Source organism: Aliivibrio sifiae (genome assembly GCF_002954715.1).
Lineage (GTDB): Bacteria > Pseudomonadota > Gammaproteobacteria > Enterobacterales > Vibrionaceae > Aliivibrio > Aliivibrio sifiae.
The window spans coordinates 2032481-2052682 of sequence record NZ_MSCP01000001.1; the positions used below are offsets into that span (position 1 = coordinate 2032481).

The window sequence follows — 20202 nt, forward strand, 5'->3', positions numbered from 1 at the left end:
CCGAATTTTAGAGGCGCAATTATAATCATTTATTCCATATTTACTAGAGTAAAAAAAGAAAATGACTATTACGTATATGAAATAATACAGTGGTTAATCTTTTTTATTAACCACTGTATTTATTTAACTCATCAATGATGCTAACCCACTATTCCTCTGAGTTTTAATCATTACACCTCGCGCCACCACTTTCTCTGTTGCAAACAGATCGAGTTTTTTCTTCGCTCGAGTAACACCCGTATAAATTAACTCACGCGTTAAGATTGGGCTGAACTCAGCAGGTAAAGCTAATACGGTATGCTCAAATTCAGATCCTTGAGATTTATGAATCGTCATCGCATACACAGTTTCATGCTCTGGTAATTGGCTTGGTAATACTCCACGAATCGAACCATCCGGCATATCAAAATAAACACGTAAACGTTGATCAACAGGATCTGGCATCGCAATACCAATATCACCATTATAAAGACCTACACCATAATCATTTTGAGTCACCATCACCGGGCGACCTGAGTACCATACTTCATCACCATGAGGAATCAAATCAGATTTTCTTAATCCTTTTTCAATTCGTTGATTAAGTCCTACAACCCCAAAGTCGCCTTCGCGCATTGCACACAATAATTGAATATAGCTAAAGGCTTTTAGCGCCACTTCTGGTTTATCGCCCGCATGGATATGGCCTAAATAACTGCGATAGCCATTCACCATCATGGTGATCATTGCGTTATAGCTGTCATTACTTAAATCATGAAACCGAATATCAGAGAACCCTTTCGCCCATACTGCTTCTACTTTAAATTTACTGCCTTCATTAATGGCTTTGGCAAGTTGTCCAATTCCTGAGCGCGCATCAAAACGGTAGCTCTTTTGCAGCATACACAAGCTATCGGCTACCGCGTTATTGTGCGATTGCACAGGCAAAGCATAGCCTGTTAATTGAGATAATTGTTGTGCTTGATTCTGGCTGTAACCCATTTTAGTAAACTGACAGATATCACCTAACACCGCTCCCGCTTCAACTGAGGCTAACTGATCTTTATCGCCCAATAAAATAACACGCGCGTGTTCTGGTACCGCATCGAGCAGTCGGGCCATCATAGGTAAATCGACCATCGAGGCTTCATCCACCACCAATACATCAAGGTGCAATGGATTGCTTTTGTTATGACGAAAATCCACTTGGTTTGGAATATAACCCAGTAATCGATGCAGAGTACTCGCATCAGTTGGGATCGCTTCTTTTACTTCTGGTGCTAAACCAATAGATTGCACCGCTTGACCAATGGATTCAGTCAAACGCGCTGCGGCTTTACCAGTAGGAGCAACTAACTTAATTGCGATGCTTTTATTGTCTTGCTGAGCTTGAGTCACTAGGGAAGCCAAAAGCTTAGTAACCGTGGTTGTTTTACCCGTTCCTGGACCACCAGAGATCACCGAGAATCGACGAGTTAACGCTACCGCTGCCGCAACTTTCTGCCAATTAACACAGTGTTTAGTTGGGATTAAATTATCCAGCGCCTCTAATTCTGAAGACTTAGTGGCTGCAAGTAAAACAGCATCAATCGCTTGCCAATCTAAATCACTAGATCCCACAACATCGAGCATATCGCACACTAATTGCTGACGAGATACTTGATTATTATTCTCTAATTTTTTAAGCCCACTGAATAAAAAATGGTATTGGCGAGCAAATAGCTCATCCAATGTATTCGATAACTGAGGGTTTACCGCCACGCTTTGCGCCGCTTTAGTTATACGGTTGGCAACACGCTGCTCAAACGACCAATAACGTTGTAAATATAAACGAGTTCCATCAAAGGCTAGTGGCGTTGCTTCTGTGCCATTAGATATTGTCGATGCCGCTGACAATTCACTAATCCACTGATTTTTCTCTGGTACTAACGCTAACAATGCATCACGATATTTTGCAGGCAACGTAAACAGATCACCTTGCTCTACTTGCTCGATATCAATACACACATGGCCTTTACCTAACTCATGGCTAGTCATTGCTGCGAGCAACATGATTAAGTTTTTATCGCTGTTCTTTTCCTGTTGACCTAAAAACTTAGCAAACTGTAGATCCAATGGGCGAAGTACACCGTGATCCATTAAGTATTGTAATTGCTTAAGCATCGACTTCTACTCCATCTACCAATAACTCTAATTCTTCTAATAACACTTCACTTGGTTTTGAATAAAAGACCCCATTTGAATTGCTATCATGCCCCTCATGACTTTCTTCAATACCACGCAAGAAAATATAATACGCTCCACCAAAATGAGTGTCGTAATTATAATCTGCAATGCGGCTTTTCAAGAATCGATGCAACGCTAAAGCATACAGCTGATATTGGAAGTCATAACGATGATCTCGCATTGCTTCAATTAAAGCGTCACCGCCGTAGCATTCTGGGGAATCTCCCAAATGATTTGATTTCCAATCGAGAACGTAATATTTGCCTTCATGCTCAAACACTAAATCGATAAAGCCTTTCAACATTCCACTCACGGTAGAAAAGCCTAACTCACCCGCACGTGCAGATACTTCATCGTGTTTAGCGATGGTTTTATTGACCAAGCTTGAGTTCAATAGCGTTATCGGCAATAAAAACTCCATTTCAACCAAACGTTGAGCTGGATCTTTGGTTGCCAAGCGTAAATCGTGACCATCCAACGGACAATCGAGCACGCGTTGCATCATGCTTTGAACGACGTCTAACCACTCTACATCGTAGTTTTCTTTTTCTAATAGCTTGATGATTATTTGTGTATTTTCTTCGCTATTAATTGGTTGAGTAAATTCAACCTCTTCAAACAATGAGTGTAAAAACGTACCCGCTCTCGCACCGCGAGGGAAAGTAAAAATAGTGCGTTCAGGCTCTAAATCTAACTCTTTTTCATCTTTATCTTCAGCTGAATCTAAATCCAAATTAATTAATTCTAACGAGGTGTCATTATGATGATTACCTTGTTTCACCAAACCGGAATAACTGGTCATCCACCAATTACTTTTTACAGGCTGATTCAATTTGTTGGCCGTTAATGCTAACGAGTTATCGTCTGCTTCTTGATAAAGCACATCACTCAAGGTTTGGGGTGATTGGATCACCATAGGCGAATTGCCTGCTATTAATTTTTCAAGACACGCTTGAAGCTCAGCAATATCACATTCATCCGCTTGTTGGATCAAATACCCTAAACCAGAAAGATGTACACCCGTTGGTGGTTTTTTCGACGTGCCTTTACCTATAGGTGCCATGCCAATATAACAAGCATAAACAGCACGAGTCAGCGCAACATAAATCAAACGTAAGTCTTCGGCTAAGCGTTCTTTTTCTGCCTTCTCAACGGAATCATCTTCTTTTAATAAATCCAACACCGAGTAACGATTGTCTTCATCATAAAAGCTAACTTCGCCTTTTTTATCCACGGCTCGATAGGAGCAAACAAAAGGCAAAAAGACGAGATCGTATTCCAACCCTTTTGATTTATGAATTGTCACGATCTGCACCAAGTTACGCTCAGATTCTAAACGTACCGTTTGCTCTTCAGCATCGCCATTAGGTTCAGAAATCGCATCAGATAACCAACGCAACAATCCATAGTCACTGTCGAGGGTTTGGCTTGTTTGTTGTAATAATTCACCAATATGCAATAAATCGGTTAAGTGACGTTCACCGCCATTTTCAGCCAGTAAACGCTCTGAAATACCTTGTTGAGTAATAATTTGATGCAACATAGGCATGATGCCACGTTGTAACCAATGCTTACGGTAGGCGCGGAACTCATTAACGGCTAATTCCCACTGCATTTCATCGACATTAAATTGATGTAGTTGATCGGCCGTATAAGCAAACAAAGACGAGGCTAATGCAGAACGAACCGCTCGTGCATCCGTTGGCGTCATTGCAGCCTGCAATAAACGCAAAATGTCTTTAGCTAAAGGAGAAGAAAATACACTGTCTCGGTTCGACAAATAAACACTGGCAATACCCTGTTTTGATAACGCTTCACGAACTAATTTACCTTCTTTACCAGTACGAACCAGAACCGCAATATTCCCAGCTTTAATCGCTTCTTTTTTCTCTCCATTTTTTAGGTGCGCAGACCCTTGTTGAGATCCTGTCAAAATGGTTTGAATTTGCGCCGCCGTCGATTCCGCCATTACTCGTTGGTAATTGCCTTTATTTATCGGGTTACCATCTTTGCTTTCTTGTAACCAAAACGTCATTGCTGGCTGAGTTTGATTATCTAACGACCACGATTTTTTCTCTGCATTAACAGGGTTGTATTTCACCGGATAAAACGGAATATCCTCATCGTATAAAAACGGTTGTTTACCATGCTCAAAAATACGGTTCACTGACGACACCATATCGGCAGTTGATCGCCAGTTAGTATCAAGAGTGTAGTGATCCAACACTTGGCGACGAGCCTGAATATAGGTAAATATATCTGCGCCACGGAAAGCATAAATAGCCTGCTTTGGATCGCCAATCATGAACAAACCACACTGTGATTGATCTTGATAGATGGTATTAAAAATAGAGTATTGAAGTGGATCGGTATCTTGGAATTCATCAATCAAGGCAATTGGGTATTGCTCGCGGATCTTTTCTAGCAGTAAAGCGTTCTCTTGATTTTCAGTCGCTTGAGATAATTGAGTCAGCAAGTCATCAAACGATAACCAGTTCTTCTGCTCTTTTGCTTGCTGTAAGGTGTCTCGACAGCGATGAATGGCTAAAGATAACAATGGCTGTTTTATTTCTAATGGCTGCGCTAAAAAGTCATCAATTAATTTAAATACCGCGTGTTCTGGTGCTTCGCCTTTTTTGGTCTTATCAATTAATAACGATTGAGAAAATTTTTCAAGCTTATCGTGTACTTGCAATGAGGTTGTTGGGTTATTGGCCCACAATGACACTTGCTCTAACCAGTTTGGTAAATTCTTTTTAGTGTAGCTGCGTTTATCAACACCTGAGCCTGAAATTAAGGCTTCAAAATCAGCACAATGTGACGACCATTGCTGCTTTAATTCATCTATTCGTGCAATGCCCTGCTGACAAAACTCTTCCAATGAACTTTCTAGTGGTTCAACCGTTAAATGCTTTGGGACACCAGTAAGACTATTGCCCATATCACCTAATAATGCAGAAGGGCTTGGCCAACAATCATAAACACTTTCAGCCACCATTTTAGGAAGATGATAAAAACTACGGCGCCAAAAATCTGCGGCCACTTGATGCATTAATTTGGCTTGGTCGGTAACAAATTCACTTTCAAACTGAGCGCCAGATTCAAATGCATTTTGCGTTAGCATACGCTGACAAAAGCCATGAATAGTAAAGATTGAGGCTTCATCCATACTGCGCTCAGCATTCAATAATATGTGAGCTGCTGACTTATGATCAGAAATAGCAGCTAATAACGGATCAATAACGGGATCGCCACTCTTATAATCACTTTTATGCACAGCACGAGCAAACGCTAAGCGAGCATCATGGATCTTAGCTCGAATTCGCTCTCTTAATTCTGCGGTTGCCGCTTCCGTAAAAGTCACTACCAGTATTTTATCTACGGTTAATTCTTCACTATGGCGACTGTTCTCATCACCATGCCCTAATAGTAAACGTAGGTATAAACTGGCAATGGTAAAGGTTTTACCTGTACCTGCGGAAGCTTCAATTAAACGTGTCCCATGTAAAGGAAACGTCATTGCATTCAATTGATTTGGAGCTGCGATTGTCGTCATCGAACATCACCATTTTTATTTATCATCAACACTCTGTTTTTACAGACTATTTGTGTGACCCATATCGTAGTTCATTAGGAACAACGATAATAAAATTAATAAAGCGACCAATGTGAGATCTTTCTCACGGTTCACTTTTTATGCTTTGTTACACTCTGCGCACTTACAAAGAGCTCATTAAATGTGCATTTGTATTAAAGGATTCGGTCAACCTCTGACCTGTGGCCGTACAGCGAACGCCCTACACTAAAAATGATTTACTGGCGGCCACCCTACTCTTTTCTTCCGTGCTTTTTCTTCCGTGCTTTTTCTTCAATACCTTCTTTCTTAAGCATTACTTTGTTTTAAACTACAGCTTTTCTTTCTCACTGTGTAACAAGGCATCATGTAATACGTTTTTCGCGTTATCAAAAATAGTCTGACCTAATTCGTCATTCCACTCGGGCCACATACGCATGACATAATCATTGCTGTTTTCACCCGCGTAACGAGTTCCATTATATTCATCAGCCATTTTTTTCAGTGCTTTTTCATGAGTTTCTTCATCGTCATTCCACACACCTTTTTTATCAATGTGTGCTTCTAGCCCGGCCAACGCAGCTTTTGGTAAATAAGGCAATGGCGCACAGTTACCAGAAATATAAAGGCTCAATATAACTTCTAAATGTTGATACGCTTTTTCTGTTTCGATTGGCTCAAAATGATAAATCGCATCGGTGCCAAAGAGATGAGTAAATTGCTGTTGCTTCATCGCACACAAACAAAGATGATCAATCCACGTTGCTAGGATTTCATGTGAACGAATTTTACCCCCACGATAACGCAGCATTCCCGCTTGATAACGCTGTTTTAGCCAACCTTGCAATTCCATTTCACCATGATGAAAAGTAAAGCGTAAACGCACTTCTTGATCCTTTAATGGCGATGTCGTTAATGGCTGAATATGAGCCACTAACTCTTTTACCGTGTTCACTTCTTTGTCTGCCGCGATCTCACCAAAGCTACCAATAGGTAATTTTCCTTGCGCTTTTTGTTGCTGATAAAACTCACGACTTAGTTGAGATACTTGGTTAGGATCATCATAGGCCAATAACTCTTCTAGCAATTCTGATTTCATTCCATAGCCAGTACGACCATCAATAGAAAACGGTTCATCATCTTCAACTCGACTCTCTACCGTTTCAAAAAATACTTTTAAACCACGATTAAAGAAATAGGCGACAGGTAAGCGCCAAAAGCGTTGTAGTTCGGTTAATTCAAGCTCTTTTGATTCTGGTGCAAATACTAAAGGTTCAGTTTGGAATTCTGGCGCGGCTTGGCCTTCGAGTTTTGCGGTTGGCAGCCATTCACTGGCATAACTGGTGTTATCACCCACAAAACTCTGTTGGCTATAAGGAACCAAAGGATGTTCTATTGTTAATTTTTTAACTAAGCGTTTAGCTGACTCTTCAGGGTTCAGCTCACTATCGCCATCTAGACAATAACTTTGCTGACAATACTCAAGCAGTTCACTCACCAAAACAGAAGGGGCTTTTTCTGTGTTATCTCGAATAGAGCGACCTATATAGCTGAGATAAAACGCTTTATTCGCCGATTGCAGTGCTTCTAAAAACAGATATCTATCATCATCTCGACGAGAGCGATCACCCGGCTTCATTCGTTTTTGCATTAAATCGAAACCTTCAACCGGCATGGTTCTCGGATAAGACCCATCTGTCATCCCAAGTAAACAGACCACATCAAATGGGATTGAACGCATCGGCATCAAGGTACAGAAATTTACTTGTCCCGCTAAGAAACGCTGACTTGCTTTGCCACCAGATAAATTATTTTTTAGGTAATTATTAATGATCGCTGCTGAAATTGGCGCTTCAAAGCCCGCATCTTCTAAATTTTCTTCCAGTTTTTGCAATTGATCTCGAATGCTTTTAACGACCAGCTCACCTTCTAATTCGACAAGTAAAAAATCGTCCATTAGTTGGTTAATAATGGTGCGCCATGCATTAATTGTTTGCGCTTGGCCTAGGGTGATCTGATAAGTCAAAAGTTGATCAATAAAGTGCGCTAAGTTACCTGCAATTTCGGCATTCATGCCTTGCACTTGTTCGTAACTCGCCATGCCTTCAAATAAACCAGCATCTTGCTCCATAGCATAACCAAGCAACATTCTCTGAATACCAAATAACCATGAATTTTGATTATGTTCAGGAAGATCAAAATGTGCAGAGGTGCTGTTATCCAATCCCCAGCGAATACCGGTTTCTTCTGCCCATCGTTTTACTATTTCAAACTGCTCGGCATTAAATTTAAAACGTGACATGACCGCAGGAACTTCCAACAAACTTAATAGCTCTGATAAACCACAACGATTCTCAGGTAACGCCATTAAGTTCATGAAGGCCAATAACACTGGATTTTCTTGCTCAGCACTTTGATCGGAAATAGCAAAAGGAATGTAGCGATCGAATGCTGCGTTACCAAAGACGGCTTGGATCGCCGCACTGTACACATTGATATCTGCCACCATCACAATAATATCGCGAGGTTTTAATTCTGGATCATTAGCAAACATATCCAATAATTGATCATGCAATACTTCTACTTCACGCATTGGGCTATGACATGAATGTAAAAGAATCGAACGATCATCAGCGCTGATTGGTTGTTTGTGCTCACTGTTATCAAGCACATCATCACGACTGCGTTCTTCTAAATTTAAAATATCAGATTGGATAGAATGTAAGAGGTTGTCATTATTTACATCAACAAAAGCATCAATCTCTTGCGCTTCCATTTCTGATAATAGACAAAGATTATCTCGACCTAATTTCCCCCATGATGCAAGCAGTGAATTACCTACTTCTGAAGTGTGCAGCTCATCTTCAAAATTTGCATCAAGCGAGCCTTTTAATTGCTCCGTATCACCGATTTGCTCACTGTGATCATCTAACCATTTTACTTGCAGACGATTACGCGCCTCTAAACGAGCGAGGTACTTTCTATCTCGAATTTCACCCCAGTAATAACGACAAGGATTGGTAAACATTAAATGCACATCAATGTGTTGCCCAAGAGCCGCTAGCGCATCTAAATAACGAGGAGGTAATGAAGTAATACCCACCACAAATAAACGCTTAGGCATGCCTTTTGGCAAGGTTCCCGTTTGCAAATAATTTTCTAAGGTTTCAATAAAGTGCTCGAACATATTGGCACGATGATAAGGAGAGTGACCCAGCGCTAGGGTTTGATCATACAGCGCTTGCCATAAAATAGGCTGCCAAGGATGTTCGCCTTCTAATTCTATAACCTCTTCACCCGCTTCCCATTTTTGGATCCATTCTGGGCGGAATACTAAATATTGGTCAAAGATATCGGCAATTTTTGCAGCGAGTTGGTAGCACTTCAGTTGTTTGTCATCATTTTCTAAATAGCGTTGCAGTGGCGCAAATTCATCTTGTTTTAATAACTCTGGTAATAACGTCACTATCTTCCACGTCATGGCTTCTTTATTAAAAGCACTGCGCTTTGGCACGTCATCCAGAACCTGAGTAAACAAGTCCCAAATAAAAGTAGCAGGAAGTGGAAAAGTAAGATTAGCGGCAATGCCTAACTCTTTGGCGAGTTCGATTTTAAGCCATTGCGACATACCCGGGCTTTGAACGAGAATTTGTTCTTGCTCAAATGGGTTATCAAGAGGGTTTAGACGAATTAATTCAACGACAAGAGATTTAAGAACATCAAGTTGATTTGAATGATAAACAGTAAACACACCCAGCTCGCTTATAAAGAAATGAAAGTCTCTATAGCTTAACGTAACTGGATGTGTTTTAAGAGAAAAAGATTACGAATTTAGTGTGCGTGTTTAGGGTTTGCTAAACGATTAGCCATACGTGTTATTGGGCGATAATGTGCTAGATAATGCGCTGCGACATAACTCACCACACAAGTAGCAACAACTAACTCAACAACCGCTAATGTTCTTACTTGGTAAACATAATCTGCGACTACACCTTGAGATAACATCCAGTTCGCCGTTTTAAATAATGCTGTCGCACCAATCACCATTGGGAAGGTAAATGCTGCATAGCCTGGACTAAATGGAAGTCTCATTAATTTAAAGAAAGCCATATAAATTACGCTTGTCATTAATACGGCAATACCAAACAAAAGTGCAATAATCACTGGTGATGGAGATGCTGTTACAGTTAAATAGCCTGCTAAAGATAAGCTTGCTGGTGCAGCCATAATTGCAATCGTTGGTTTTGCAGCGTCTGGTACTTCATTACAAAACATTAAACGATAAATCATAATTGGTAGCATGATGGCATAAATGATTAATCCAAACATTAATATCCAATGCGCTACTGGTGCTAATGTAGGGTTACCAGAAAAAGAAACATCCGCCACAACTAACCCAACAGGTGGAACGAACCAACTTGGCACCATGTGGTGTAGTTCAAAATCTTTTGCTCGATGATAAATAAAAGAGATTAAGAAAATAAGATGAAGTGCAATTGCAGCAAGCCATAAAGCATCACCAGCCGCTGGATAAAAATGCCCAAGACTGCTTGATACAACCATTGTGCCCATCGCAAATGTTGGAGCTACACTGCCGACAACAGGGTGAGCAAGTTCGCTCCATAATACCGCAGGGTGTAATAAAAATTTAATCGCTAAAACAAGTAACAATACAGAAGCTATTGCTGCTGAAGTCCATTGAGCATATCCATGGAAAGGAAGAGCATTCTCCCAACACCAACCTAAACTCGCAATCCCAAGAGCTAACCCTGCCATTGGCGTTGGAGCACCCGCTACTTTTTGTTTTGTGTAATTAAGCATGACATTGTTCTCTTTACTATTTAACGATGAAGCTATTTTATCGCTTTCTTTTCATTAATAAAATTTGAATAAAATAAATGCTAAGTTAAAATAAATTTAACAATAATAATTTAGGACTTCCTGTCATGAGAATTTCACTAAAACAGCTCAATGTATTTACAGCAATCGCTCAAGAAAAAACAATGACAAAAGCGGCTGAAAGACTTTTTATTACAAAGCCAGCGGTTAGTCTTTCATTATCTGAACTTGAAAAAAACTTGGGTTACAAAATATTTGATCGCGTAAATAATCGTTTAGTGCTAAATAGTGAAGGCCGTCAACTTCTTCCTTTAGCTGACGAATTACTAGAACGAGCAGAAGCTATTGAACATCAATTTACTGTAGACAGCCAACTAACTGGTTCATTAAATATTGGTGCCAGTGATACGATAGGCAATCATATAGCACCAGTATTACTTAATAAATTTCAACAACAACATCCTTGTGATATCCAACAATTATTAATTTCCAATACTGCACAAATCATAAATCGATTATTGGAGTTTCAATTAGATATAGGTTTAGTTGAAGGTAAAGTACATCATCCAAAATTAAATATAATTGAATGGCAATGTGATGAGATGTATTTAGTGTGCGCCCCTTCTCATTCGTTGGCAACTAAGAATCAAATTAGCTTAGATGATTTAGAACATTCCACTTGGTTATTACGCGAAGAAGGCTCTGGTAGTCGAGAATATTTTATTAATCATATCGCAGCTAATTTGAACGATTGGCATGAATCATTAAAACTGCATACCACTGAAGCAATAATTAATTGTTGTTCACAAAACATGGGGTTAGCCTGTTTATCTCAACTTGCCGCTCAAAATGCGATTAATGACGGTCGGTTGGTTAAATTGCCTTATGACAAAGATTTAGCTCGACAATACTGGTTACTAGTACATAAAGAAAAATACCAAACACCATTACTGCAATATTTTATGAGTTTCATCCAACAAAAATGAGGCTATTTCGCCTCATTTCAAATCAATCTTAACGTTGATGAGCAGGAAGATCGTGAGTTTCATAAGCATCTGCAAATGAATGGTTACGATCTCGATGCTTTGCTTCATCATCGCGGATCTTAAGAATCACATCTCGTAGCATCGCATCTTGTGGCAGCTGATAATAATCTATCGCGATTTGTGGCGCGGCTTCATTCTCAACCTCTCCCTCATCAATCTTAGCTAAATATTCTGTGTAGCTTTTACATGCTTCTTCTTCAAAATACCCAACGACACGGTGTGCTATTTTTGATGAAAGTAGATAAATAAAACTATAAACCACCATAAAGACACCTTGGCCTAATAAAACTAATGTTCGTTCTATCCAACGTGGCTTAGCTATATCTAGAAATATCATTAAGTGCATTCTTTCATTTTCAGCTTCACTTAATAACTCACAGATCCAACCTTCATCGTCTTTCATTCGACGCAATGCCTTTAAGTGATTAAACATCCCTGCAACCATGCCAGGAACTGCCGCTATCGTTTCTAGAATAACGGCTCTCTTCGCATACTGTGAACCATAAAAAATATTCAAAAGAAATTTTAAGCACTGTGTAATTTTATAAGCAATACGTTCTGAAATTTTTGTCGTTTCTTTATGTTTCAATTCAAAATTTGACATAGCTGCATACTCTTTTCTAAAGTTGCATTTAAAATACAACTTTAAGTCTAGTTACTCAACTTTTTTTAACTAAAAAATAATAAAATCATTTTATTAAATGTTAACTCTATCTGACTTTAACTGGTGAAAGTGGACAAAAAAACTCAATTACTGTATAAAATACCAGTTAATTTAATAGGAGAGACGACCATGGCTGTTATCGTCAAATATGTAGTTGAGCGCAACGGAGAAGAGAAGATGACTTTTACCTCTAAGACTGAAGCCGATGCTTATGACAAAATGCTGGATGTTGCAGATGAGCTTTTTACTCTGCTAAACGAAAGTAATTTAATTGAAGATGAAGGGAAACAAGAAGAGTTGTCTCTTTACTTAGCGAAACATAAAGAAGATGTCTTAGTTGCTTTAGGTGCTAAACGTAAGCCTGCACCTAAAAAAGCAAAAATTGAAGCAGTAAAAGACGAAGAATCTGACGCGGCTTAATTCTAAAAAGAAAATACATTAAAATACAAATAGCAGCCTAATGAGCTGCTATTTTATTTTCTGCTCCCTATCTATTAATTGCCTTTTCTTACACTCTTTCTTCATTCTTAGTAAATATTTCTTACTTTCGCCCTTCTATATCACAGCAACTCTCTTTATGATGTGAAGTAAGATTTACTTTTAAATACTAATATTTATATGGAAATGGAGAATCATTACATGGCTCATTTTGCTCTTGCCTTTGGTACTGCAACAAAAAACCGCGACAATAAAATCATTGAAGCATTTTTCCCACACCCAGTATTAAACCCTTCTGAAGCGCTAGTTAATTCTATTGCTCAAGCAAGTGGTTATGCTGAAGGCAATCAAGCTATCGAAGTTTCTTCTGAGGTTTGTACTGAACTTGCTAATGCATTTGCAGCAAACGGCGATATTGCAAACGCAGCATTTGCAGAAAAAGCAGTTCAATCTAAACAACCTCTTGTTCTTGTTGTTCTAGCGACTGATGAGCAATCTCAATCTGTTGCTGAAGGTTTCTTAAAGCTTCAACTTATCTCTAACCGTTTAGTTAAGCCACATGGCACTGTATTAGATGGTATTTTTGGTCTTCTTCACAACATTGCGTGGACTAATCAAGGTCCTATCGATCTTCCTGAACTTGCTGATCGTCAAATCGAAGCTCGTCTAGCTGGCGAAACACTGACTGTCGATTGTGTTGATAAATTCCCTAAAATGGTTGATTACGTTGTTCCTACTGGTATCCGTATTGCTGATACTTCACGTGTTCGTTTAGGCGCTCATGTAGGTGAAGGAACTACAGTGATGCATGAAGGATTCATCAACTTTAACGCAGGTACTACTGGCGTGAGCATGGTTGAAGGTCGTATCTCTGCGGGTGTTGTTGTGGGTAATGGCTCTGATATCGGCGGTGGTGCTTCTATCATGGGTACACTTTCTGGTGGCGGTAAGATGGTTATCTCTATTGGTGAGAACTGTCTACTTGGCGCAAATGCTGGTCTTGGTTTCCCAATGGGTGATCGTTGTACGATTGAATCTGGCTTATACGTTACTGCTGGCACAAAAGTAAGCATGCTAGATAACCAAGGTAAAGAAGTTGAAATTGCGAAAGCTCGCGATCTTGCTGGCAAAACAGATCTTCTGTTCCGTCGCAACTCTATCACTGGTCAAATCGAATGTTTAACAAATAAATCTGCAGTTGAACTAAACAGCGAATTACACAGTAATAACTAATTTTTGATTGAATGATCTGAGTATGTTCATACTCCATTCATAGAGACCAAGATAATATGATGGCCAGTAACTTAATTGTTACTGGCCATTTTTATTTATATAGGAAACTCAATGAGACTATTACTTGCTTTATTACTGCCTTGGTTACAGTTTTTTACTATAGGTCGTCCATTTAGCGGCATCATTTGTCTTATCTTACAAATAACATTAATCGGTTGGATCCCTGCCGCCATTTGGTCGGTTTATGCACTAAGTCAATATAGAACAGATGAGAAAATTAAAGACGCTTTAGGACGATAGAGTTCAACTACACTTATCTCAAAAAAACAGCCTAACCCTCAGTTCTATAGGCTATAACGCTTTTTTCAATGGTTTGAATGAGTAGTTCTTTGAGCCATTGATAACGTTTGTTTTCTTTATTTCTTGTTTGCCAAATTAATTGAATATCAAACTCACCAACATTAATGGGAGGCTCTGAGTGCACGAGTTTTTCAGAAAAAAGATCGAGCTGAGCCATAAGTTCTGGAACCACACAAATCAAATCTCTTTTTTTCATTAAGTGCCTAATGGTTAAAAAATGTTTAGATGCCACGCTAACAGCACGATTCACCCCTAACGCTTTTAACTCTTTATCTACGCCTGTTTTTAATGCGCCATCAGGACTCACTAGCGCATGGGGCAAAGAAATGTAATCAGCTAGACTAATTGGTGCTTTAAATTGATGCCTCATGCCATCCCACATACATACGTGTTTTTCTCTATATAAGGTTTGATATTGAAACTCTTTTTGCTCAGGCTTCATACTACCAATCACTAAATCAAGTGGCTCTGAATCAAATCTATCTTGGTAATTGGCTTTATCTACTGTGGTAAAACATAACTGTGCATTTGGTGCTAACTGATGAATAGCATCAAAAATATCAGCAGCAAAAAGAAGCTCTGCGTAATCTGTCATTCCTATTTTAAACGTACCAGTAAACTCATTCGCTTCAAACGTATCTACTTTTAAAATATCCCCTGAGATTGTCTGTAATACCTGAGTGATCATTGGATATAGCTGATTAGCTTTGGCTGTCGGGATCATTTTATGCCCTTGTCGCTCAAACAAAGGATCATTTAATAATTCACGTAAACGAGCAAGACTATGACTCATCGCTGATTGCCCAACAAATAATTTATTTGCTGCTAATGAAACACTTCTTGTGTCCATTAATGCACTAAACACGACCAATAAATTAAGATCTACCGCCTTCCAATTAATTTCATTCATAGTTAGTAGTAATTTAATCGATTTGAATAATTGGATAGTAACTCGTAATCTTTATCCCATCAAAATGGAATGTCCGAATTTGGATGATACGTCAAAAGTTGAGTAGATTATGTTTGAAATATTTAAGCGATTTTTTTTATTAGGTTGGGTTAGCTTCGGTGGACCTGCCGCTCATATCGGTTACTTCCGCAATGAATTTGTTCAAAAGCGAGGTTGGATAAGTGAAGAAGAGTACGCTCAACTGATCGCTTTAAGCCAGTTCTTACCAGGACCAGGTTCAAGCCAAGTAGGTTTTGCTTTGGGTTATCACAGAAAAGGGCTCTTTGGCGCTCTACTCGCCTCAATTGGTTTTACATTGCCTTCTATTCTTATCATGGTCTTATTAGCAAACATAAGCCATTCATTCTTTGGCAATGACATCTTTAAAGGCATTATTCATGGATTAAAATTATTAGCGGTTGTTGTCGTTGCTGATGCAATCATGGGAATGTATAAGAGTTTTTGTAAGGACAAAATCACCGTACTTTTATGTATTATGACGGCGAGCTTGTTATTAATACTTCCTTCAATAAGCACTCAATTAATGGCCTTATTAATTGCCGCTATCGTTGGACGAATTTATCTAAAATCAGACCAATCAACTGACGTTAAGAAAGAATCTAAAGGTATTAATTGGATACCGCTAGTTATCTTTGGTCTTTGTTTCTTTGCTTTACCGGCTATTGTTAATCATTCACCTTTGTTTGTGCTTTTTTCTGATTTTTTCCAAGCAGGTAGTTTAGTCTTTGGCGGTGGTCACGTAGTACTTCCATTACTGCAAAATATTGTTGGCGACCAAATTAGCACTGATAGCTTTTTAACTGGCTATGCTGCTGCACAAGCGGTTCCTGGTCCAATGTTTACCTTTGCGACATTCTTAGGCTATGAATTGTGGAGTGAGCAACCGGTTCTTGGTGCTTTAATTGCAACAGTAGCTATCTTCTTACCGGGTTTTTTATTAGTACTTGGAGTATTTAGTCATTGGCAGGTTCTTGCTCAAAAACCAGCATTAGCAGGAGCAATTACAGGGATTAATGCATCTGTAGTCGGCTTACTTATAGCGGCATTATATAACCCTGTATTTACCAGCGCTGTAGGTTCTGGTTTAGATATCGCACTCGTTATTGTTGGCTTTGCATTGTTGAAGGTACTTAAACTACCGATTGTAGGTTTAGTGAGTTTCTTTATTGCTGTTGGTGCTGTACTGCCTTTTGTTGGGTGATTTATAATAAATTAGGTTCAAGCAAATGTTTGAACCTAATAAAATTCACTGTATCTTGATACCATTGTTTGCAAAGTAACTTCTTGAACTTCATTCCATCTGTCACTCCACTCAGCTTTAATATTAATTTCTTTTAATGTAGTTACATTTGCACCCGAAACAACAATTGGCATGTTATCAATCACATCCCAACTAACTTTATAGCCATTAATAACCTCTGGTATAGCTTGAGTAACTATCGTCTTAAACTGAATTGTCCCATCTTCACCATCTATTGAACGAGTCCTAAAATATTCAAGTTTAGATTCCGCCGCATACAATGCTTGAATACTATTTGCTGCATATTCTGATTTTTTATCAACGTAAACTTGTAGTTTAATCAGCCCCATAACACCTACAACCAGCAATACAAATGAAATAAGGACTTCAAGTAAACTAAATCCATTTTGTTTAGAAATCATGCCAAGATCCTTTTACCCAACGTGGTTGTACAAGACCGGAAACTAACTCATTTACAATATCACTGTTATATTTAAAATTTGAACTAGTATAAAAAATAGCAGATTGATCTTTCGTATCAAAAAATTGCCCGCCTAACAGAGTAAATGCTCCATGCTGATAAAAAGAGGCCGTAGATAAGAATTCTGATGGATATAATGAGTTAGGCTTTCCTCCATGAGGATATAACTTACTATATGCATCACTCCCATCCCAATTACTCCCATCTGTAGGAACTGAATAATCATGATTAAAATGAAAAATAACACCTTTCATATCTTTGGCAATCGCACCTGAAGGAGCCCCCATTATTGATAAAGAACCGTCATGAATAACAATAAAAGCTCCATTCAAACTATTATTCATAGCCTCTGAAAAACCTTCATATTGCGCCGAAGTGATTTCACAACTACCTTCAACCCAAATATATACTTCACCTGCATTAATTCTATTTTTTAATTTGGTACCACATTCAGATAAACGTTTATCATTCTCACTCCCTGAACCATACAAAATATCAAACTTTCCATTATCTCGAATCGTGTTATGGTCACTTGGTTCTATACCAAATAGATCTTTAAACGGTGATATCTTATCATCTCTTAAAAAATCAGATTTAAAATTAGAGCTGCCAGCTGCAGAATTTGTTTTATGCTCTAGGCTACAGTCTTTACCTTGATTATCAAAGTCACTACTAGGTTTAATGCTATGATTCACCCCTGCATTGCTAACTGAACCAAAAGCGCCAATTTTATCTTTATACCTTACAGCTACACATTCCCATCCATCTGCCCCCAATTTTACAGGATCAGGAGATGTGAAAGTAATACTTGAATAAAAATACAAATTAGAAGCCGATTGAATCGCACCATCCCCACCAGAACCTCCTATTGTAAAATCTTTTTTTACGACTTGTGATAATTTATCTGCTTTAATTTGATAATTCATCTCTTGTGTAATCTGCAAATCAGTTAGCTTTAAAGAGGCACATTCAGGAATTGGGGTACTAGGAACAGATCCTGTCGTCGATACCTTTGTAAATGCACATTCAACACCGCCTTCTGCTGCCCAATATCCTTTTCTCGCCTCTACTTCATTCTGAGCCCGTTTCACTTGATAAAAAATATGTTTATAACTACCTAAAGAAAAAATAAGTGATGCCATTAAAATGAAACTAGAAACAAGAAGGGTTATTGCACCTTTTTGGTTTTTCATTATTTCCAATTCCTTTGCTTAATGTTGATCTCAGAAGAATACTGATGAGTTGTATTCTTTAATTCTGCGGTTGTTAATATAGATAAATATGCAGAACTTACAGAACTACCAAGTGCTGTATAGTTCAATGTAAAATCAGTTACTTTAATAAGATTATTATCAACAAGTGACAAGCATTGTGGTGAAAAATATATATCAGGGATAAATGATATATTTTTCCTTGAGCATATTTTTAATGTTTCAGATTCATATTTAAAACGAGCAAAGCGCCACTCAGAAGGTGAACCTGATTCAGATTGATAAATAAAACTTAGCTGAGCACCTGATATATGAATAACATCATTCGCTCCTGACAATATTTCAGAATAAGAACCGGAACGATTATAACCAGCCCTCTGACTCTCTTCTTTTATAAAACGTAATGCATCATTTAAGTCTTGAATTAATAATAACTTTTGACTTCTATTTGCTGATATTTTTTGTCCCTCAACAAAAACATTACCAATTAACATTAAAGCAATTAAACCAAGACTTGATGCAACAAGAAGTTCAATTAAAGATGCACCTGATTGTTTATGATTAACACTCCTTGTAACCATAAAAAGTACCTCCATTTCCACATAATTTAATACGCCCTGTAATATTATGAGTTGATAGTTTTAATTGCTTACCATTATCTTTATAAAAATAGAAACTTCTTGATAAGTTAGGAGTTGCCCTAACTGAATCAAAAATAATTGATGACACACTCGAGGAGATTTTTATATTAGGATGATTTATTGAATCAATATAAGATAAAGAGGTTAATTTTATGCCTGAAATTGTTGTTGCGGTACTACCTACGGGGTTTAAAGATATAATCCAATCTGTAGATTCATTAAGATAAAATAATTTTAATTCTTTATTTTGTAATACAGCCTCTGATTTTGCTTGAATAAAAAAACCTTCAACTTCACCTGCAAACCTCTTCATACTTTGATTTTCTAATAGATGTGAAAAACTAGGCCCTGCTGCTACCAATAAAGTAGAAAGCACAGCAATAACTATAACTAATTCAAACAGAGTAAACCCGCGAGGCATTTCGCAATTTCCTTTGCAACATTCCATAATGGAAATTTCATCTTGCTACAGAGAGTAACACCGATTAAAAATAGGTATATTTTATTTCAATAAGTTATCGTAATGATTCGAATTTTTAACCAAGTAAAGACATACAAGTTTCATCACGGCGTGACATTAGTCGAATTACTAATTGTTACTTCAATCATTGCACTCCTAAGTTCAATAGCTTATCCAAGCTATACTTCCTATGTATTAAAAAGCTATAGAACAGAAGCTCTTGAAGCGCTAACGAAAACTCAACTTCATATAGAAAGCCTCTACTCAACCACAGCAGAAAGTACTTCAAAGGAAAAATATAAAGCATTATTAGAAAAGACCATAGATAAAAATAATGGTTCTTGCCTAAAAGAAGATATCTGTAAAATTGATGATAATAGATACCTTCTTTCTTACAGTTTAACTGATTCTGGTATGAATATTTATACTCTAACAGCCACTCCACAACCTACTCTTGGCCAGAATAATGATAGATGTGGCACTTTAACTTTAAATGCTGGTGGTGTGGGTTTAAGTAATAGTTCAGGGTGTTGGTAATATTATAGGACGTAGGTGACATATAAAGTCGTCCATACCTTTCAATATGAGCCTTCTTTAATATGGCAGAAATGAGGAGATTCGAACTCCCTACACGCGTGTTCTTATGGTGGTCGGAATCCGCGGATCTTTTCTTAAACTGCAGATATCAAAAAGGCTCATATCTTTCGATATGAGCCTTTTTTAATATGGCAGGGGTGGAGAGATTCGAACTCCCAACACGCGGATTTGGAATCCGCTGCTCTGCCAGTTGGAGCTACACCCCTGTAGTTATTTTAAAGACTTAACTCTGTCTATAAATAA

16 protein-coding genes and 1 tRNA gene are annotated in these 20202 nt (G+C 38.2%); 6 read left to right on the top strand and 11 right to left on the bottom strand.

The annotated features are described in order from the left end of the window. Positions 1-123: 123 nt before the first annotated feature. The 4 genes from recD to BTO23_RS09100 all read right to left on the bottom strand — a co-directional run bounded on the left by recD (position 124) and on the right by BTO23_RS09100 (position 10600). Complete coding sequence (gene recD, locus BTO23_RS09085; protein ID WP_105063394.1) at positions 124-2142, bottom strand: exodeoxyribonuclease V subunit alpha; 2019 nt, start codon at positions 2140-2142, stop codon at positions 124-126. Continuing rightward, positions 2135-5761, bottom strand: a complete 3627-nt coding sequence (gene recB, locus BTO23_RS09090) for an exodeoxyribonuclease V subunit beta (RefSeq protein WP_105063395.1) — start codon at positions 5759-5761, stop codon at positions 2135-2137. The genes recD and recB overlap by 8 nt, the downstream gene beginning before the upstream one ends. A 349-nt stretch (positions 5762-6110) precedes the next feature. After that, positions 6111-9530 (bottom strand): exodeoxyribonuclease V subunit gamma, encoded by a 3420-nt coding sequence (recC, locus tag BTO23_RS09095; RefSeq protein ID WP_105063396.1) that lies wholly within the window; start codon positions 9528-9530, stop codon positions 6111-6113. Positions 9531-9610: 80 nt separating this feature from the next. Then, positions 9611-10600 carry a TDT family transporter gene (locus tag BTO23_RS09100; protein ID WP_061005259.1) on the bottom strand — a complete coding sequence of 330 codons (990 nt, stop codon included), beginning with the start codon at positions 10598-10600 and terminating at the stop codon, positions 9611-9613. Positions 10601-10725: 125 nt separating this feature from the next. On the opposite strand from BTO23_RS09100, the gene BTO23_RS09105 reads away from it, so the two are divergent. Then, positions 10726-11604, top strand: coding sequence for a LysR substrate-binding domain-containing protein (locus tag BTO23_RS09105; RefSeq protein WP_061030596.1), 879 nt, complete (start codon positions 10726-10728; stop codon positions 11602-11604). 28 nt (positions 11605-11632) lie between these two features. Here the strand turns inward: BTO23_RS09105 and BTO23_RS09110 are convergent, their stop codons facing one another. Beyond that, positions 11633-12268: an alternative oxidase gene (locus BTO23_RS09110; RefSeq protein WP_060993695.1), complete on the bottom strand. Its 636-nt coding sequence runs from the start codon at positions 12266-12268 to the stop codon at positions 11633-11635. Positions 12269-12457: 189 nt separating this feature from the next. Here BTO23_RS09110 and BTO23_RS09115 point away from each other — a divergent pair, with 189 nt between their 5' ends. The 3 genes from BTO23_RS09115 (at position 12458) to BTO23_RS09125 (ending at position 14299) form a co-directional block, all read left to right on the top strand. Further along, positions 12458-12748 carry a YebG family protein gene (locus tag BTO23_RS09115; RefSeq protein WP_060993696.1) on the top strand — a complete coding sequence of 97 codons (291 nt, stop codon included), beginning with the start codon at positions 12458-12460 and terminating at the stop codon, positions 12746-12748. Positions 12749-12967: 219 nt separating this feature from the next. Next, positions 12968-13999 (top strand): 2,3,4,5-tetrahydropyridine-2,6-dicarboxylate N-succinyltransferase, encoded by a 1032-nt coding sequence (gene dapD, locus BTO23_RS09120; protein ID WP_060993697.1) that lies wholly within the window; start codon positions 12968-12970, stop codon positions 13997-13999. A gap of 111 nt (positions 14000-14110) precedes the next feature. Next, the gene (locus tag BTO23_RS09125; protein WP_060993698.1) at positions 14111-14299 is read left to right on the top strand and encodes a YqaE/Pmp3 family membrane protein; all 189 of its coding nucleotides are present in this window, start codon (positions 14111-14113) and stop codon (positions 14297-14299) included. Between the two features lie 31 nt (positions 14300-14330). Here BTO23_RS09125 and BTO23_RS09130 read toward each other — a convergent pair whose 3' ends face one another. Further along, positions 14331-15269, bottom strand: a complete 939-nt coding sequence (locus tag BTO23_RS09130; protein WP_105063397.1) for a LysR family transcriptional regulator — start codon at positions 15267-15269, stop codon at positions 14331-14333. 109 nt (positions 15270-15378) lie between these two features. On the opposite strand from BTO23_RS09130, the gene chrA reads away from it, so the two are divergent. After that, positions 15379-16530, top strand: coding sequence for a chromate efflux transporter (gene chrA / locus BTO23_RS09135; protein WP_105063398.1), 1152 nt, complete (start codon positions 15379-15381; stop codon positions 16528-16530). Positions 16531-16565: 35 nt separating this feature from the next. Here chrA and BTO23_RS09140 read toward each other — a convergent pair whose 3' ends face one another. Genes BTO23_RS09140 through BTO23_RS09155 form a run of 4 tightly spaced genes read right to left on the bottom strand, consistent with a single transcriptional unit; the run spans position 16566 to position 19323 of the window. Then, complete coding sequence (locus BTO23_RS09140; protein ID WP_060993701.1) at positions 16566-16991, bottom strand: type IV pilus modification PilV family protein; 426 nt, start codon at positions 16989-16991, stop codon at positions 16566-16568. Then, positions 16981-18243: a hypothetical protein gene (locus BTO23_RS09145; RefSeq protein ID WP_245922091.1), complete on the bottom strand. Its 1263-nt coding sequence runs from the start codon at positions 18241-18243 to the stop codon at positions 16981-16983. Before BTO23_RS09145 ends, BTO23_RS09140 begins: the two co-directional genes overlap by 11 nt. Further along, a complete protein-coding gene (locus BTO23_RS09150; RefSeq protein WP_245922101.1) occupies positions 18243-18857 on the bottom strand; it encodes a PilW family protein in 615 nt (204 codons plus the stop codon). The genes BTO23_RS09145 and BTO23_RS09150 overlap by 1 nt, the downstream gene beginning before the upstream one ends. Beyond that, positions 18823-19323 carry a pilus assembly FimT family protein gene (locus BTO23_RS09155; protein WP_060993703.1) on the bottom strand — a complete coding sequence of 167 codons (501 nt, stop codon included), beginning with the start codon at positions 19321-19323 and terminating at the stop codon, positions 18823-18825. The genes BTO23_RS09150 and BTO23_RS09155 overlap by 35 nt, the downstream gene beginning before the upstream one ends. A 102-nt stretch (positions 19324-19425) precedes the next feature. Between BTO23_RS09155 and BTO23_RS09160 the strand changes: the two genes are divergently transcribed. Beyond that, the gene (locus BTO23_RS09160; protein ID WP_060993704.1) at positions 19426-19899 is read left to right on the top strand and encodes a type IV pilin protein; all 474 of its coding nucleotides are present in this window, start codon (positions 19426-19428) and stop codon (positions 19897-19899) included. A 189-nt stretch (positions 19900-20088) separates the two neighbouring features. On the opposite strand, the gene BTO23_RS09165 is transcribed toward BTO23_RS09160, so the two are convergent. Next, positions 20089-20165: transfer RNA gene (locus BTO23_RS09165), tRNA-Trp, on the bottom strand. Positions 20166-20202 lie beyond the last annotated feature (37 nt).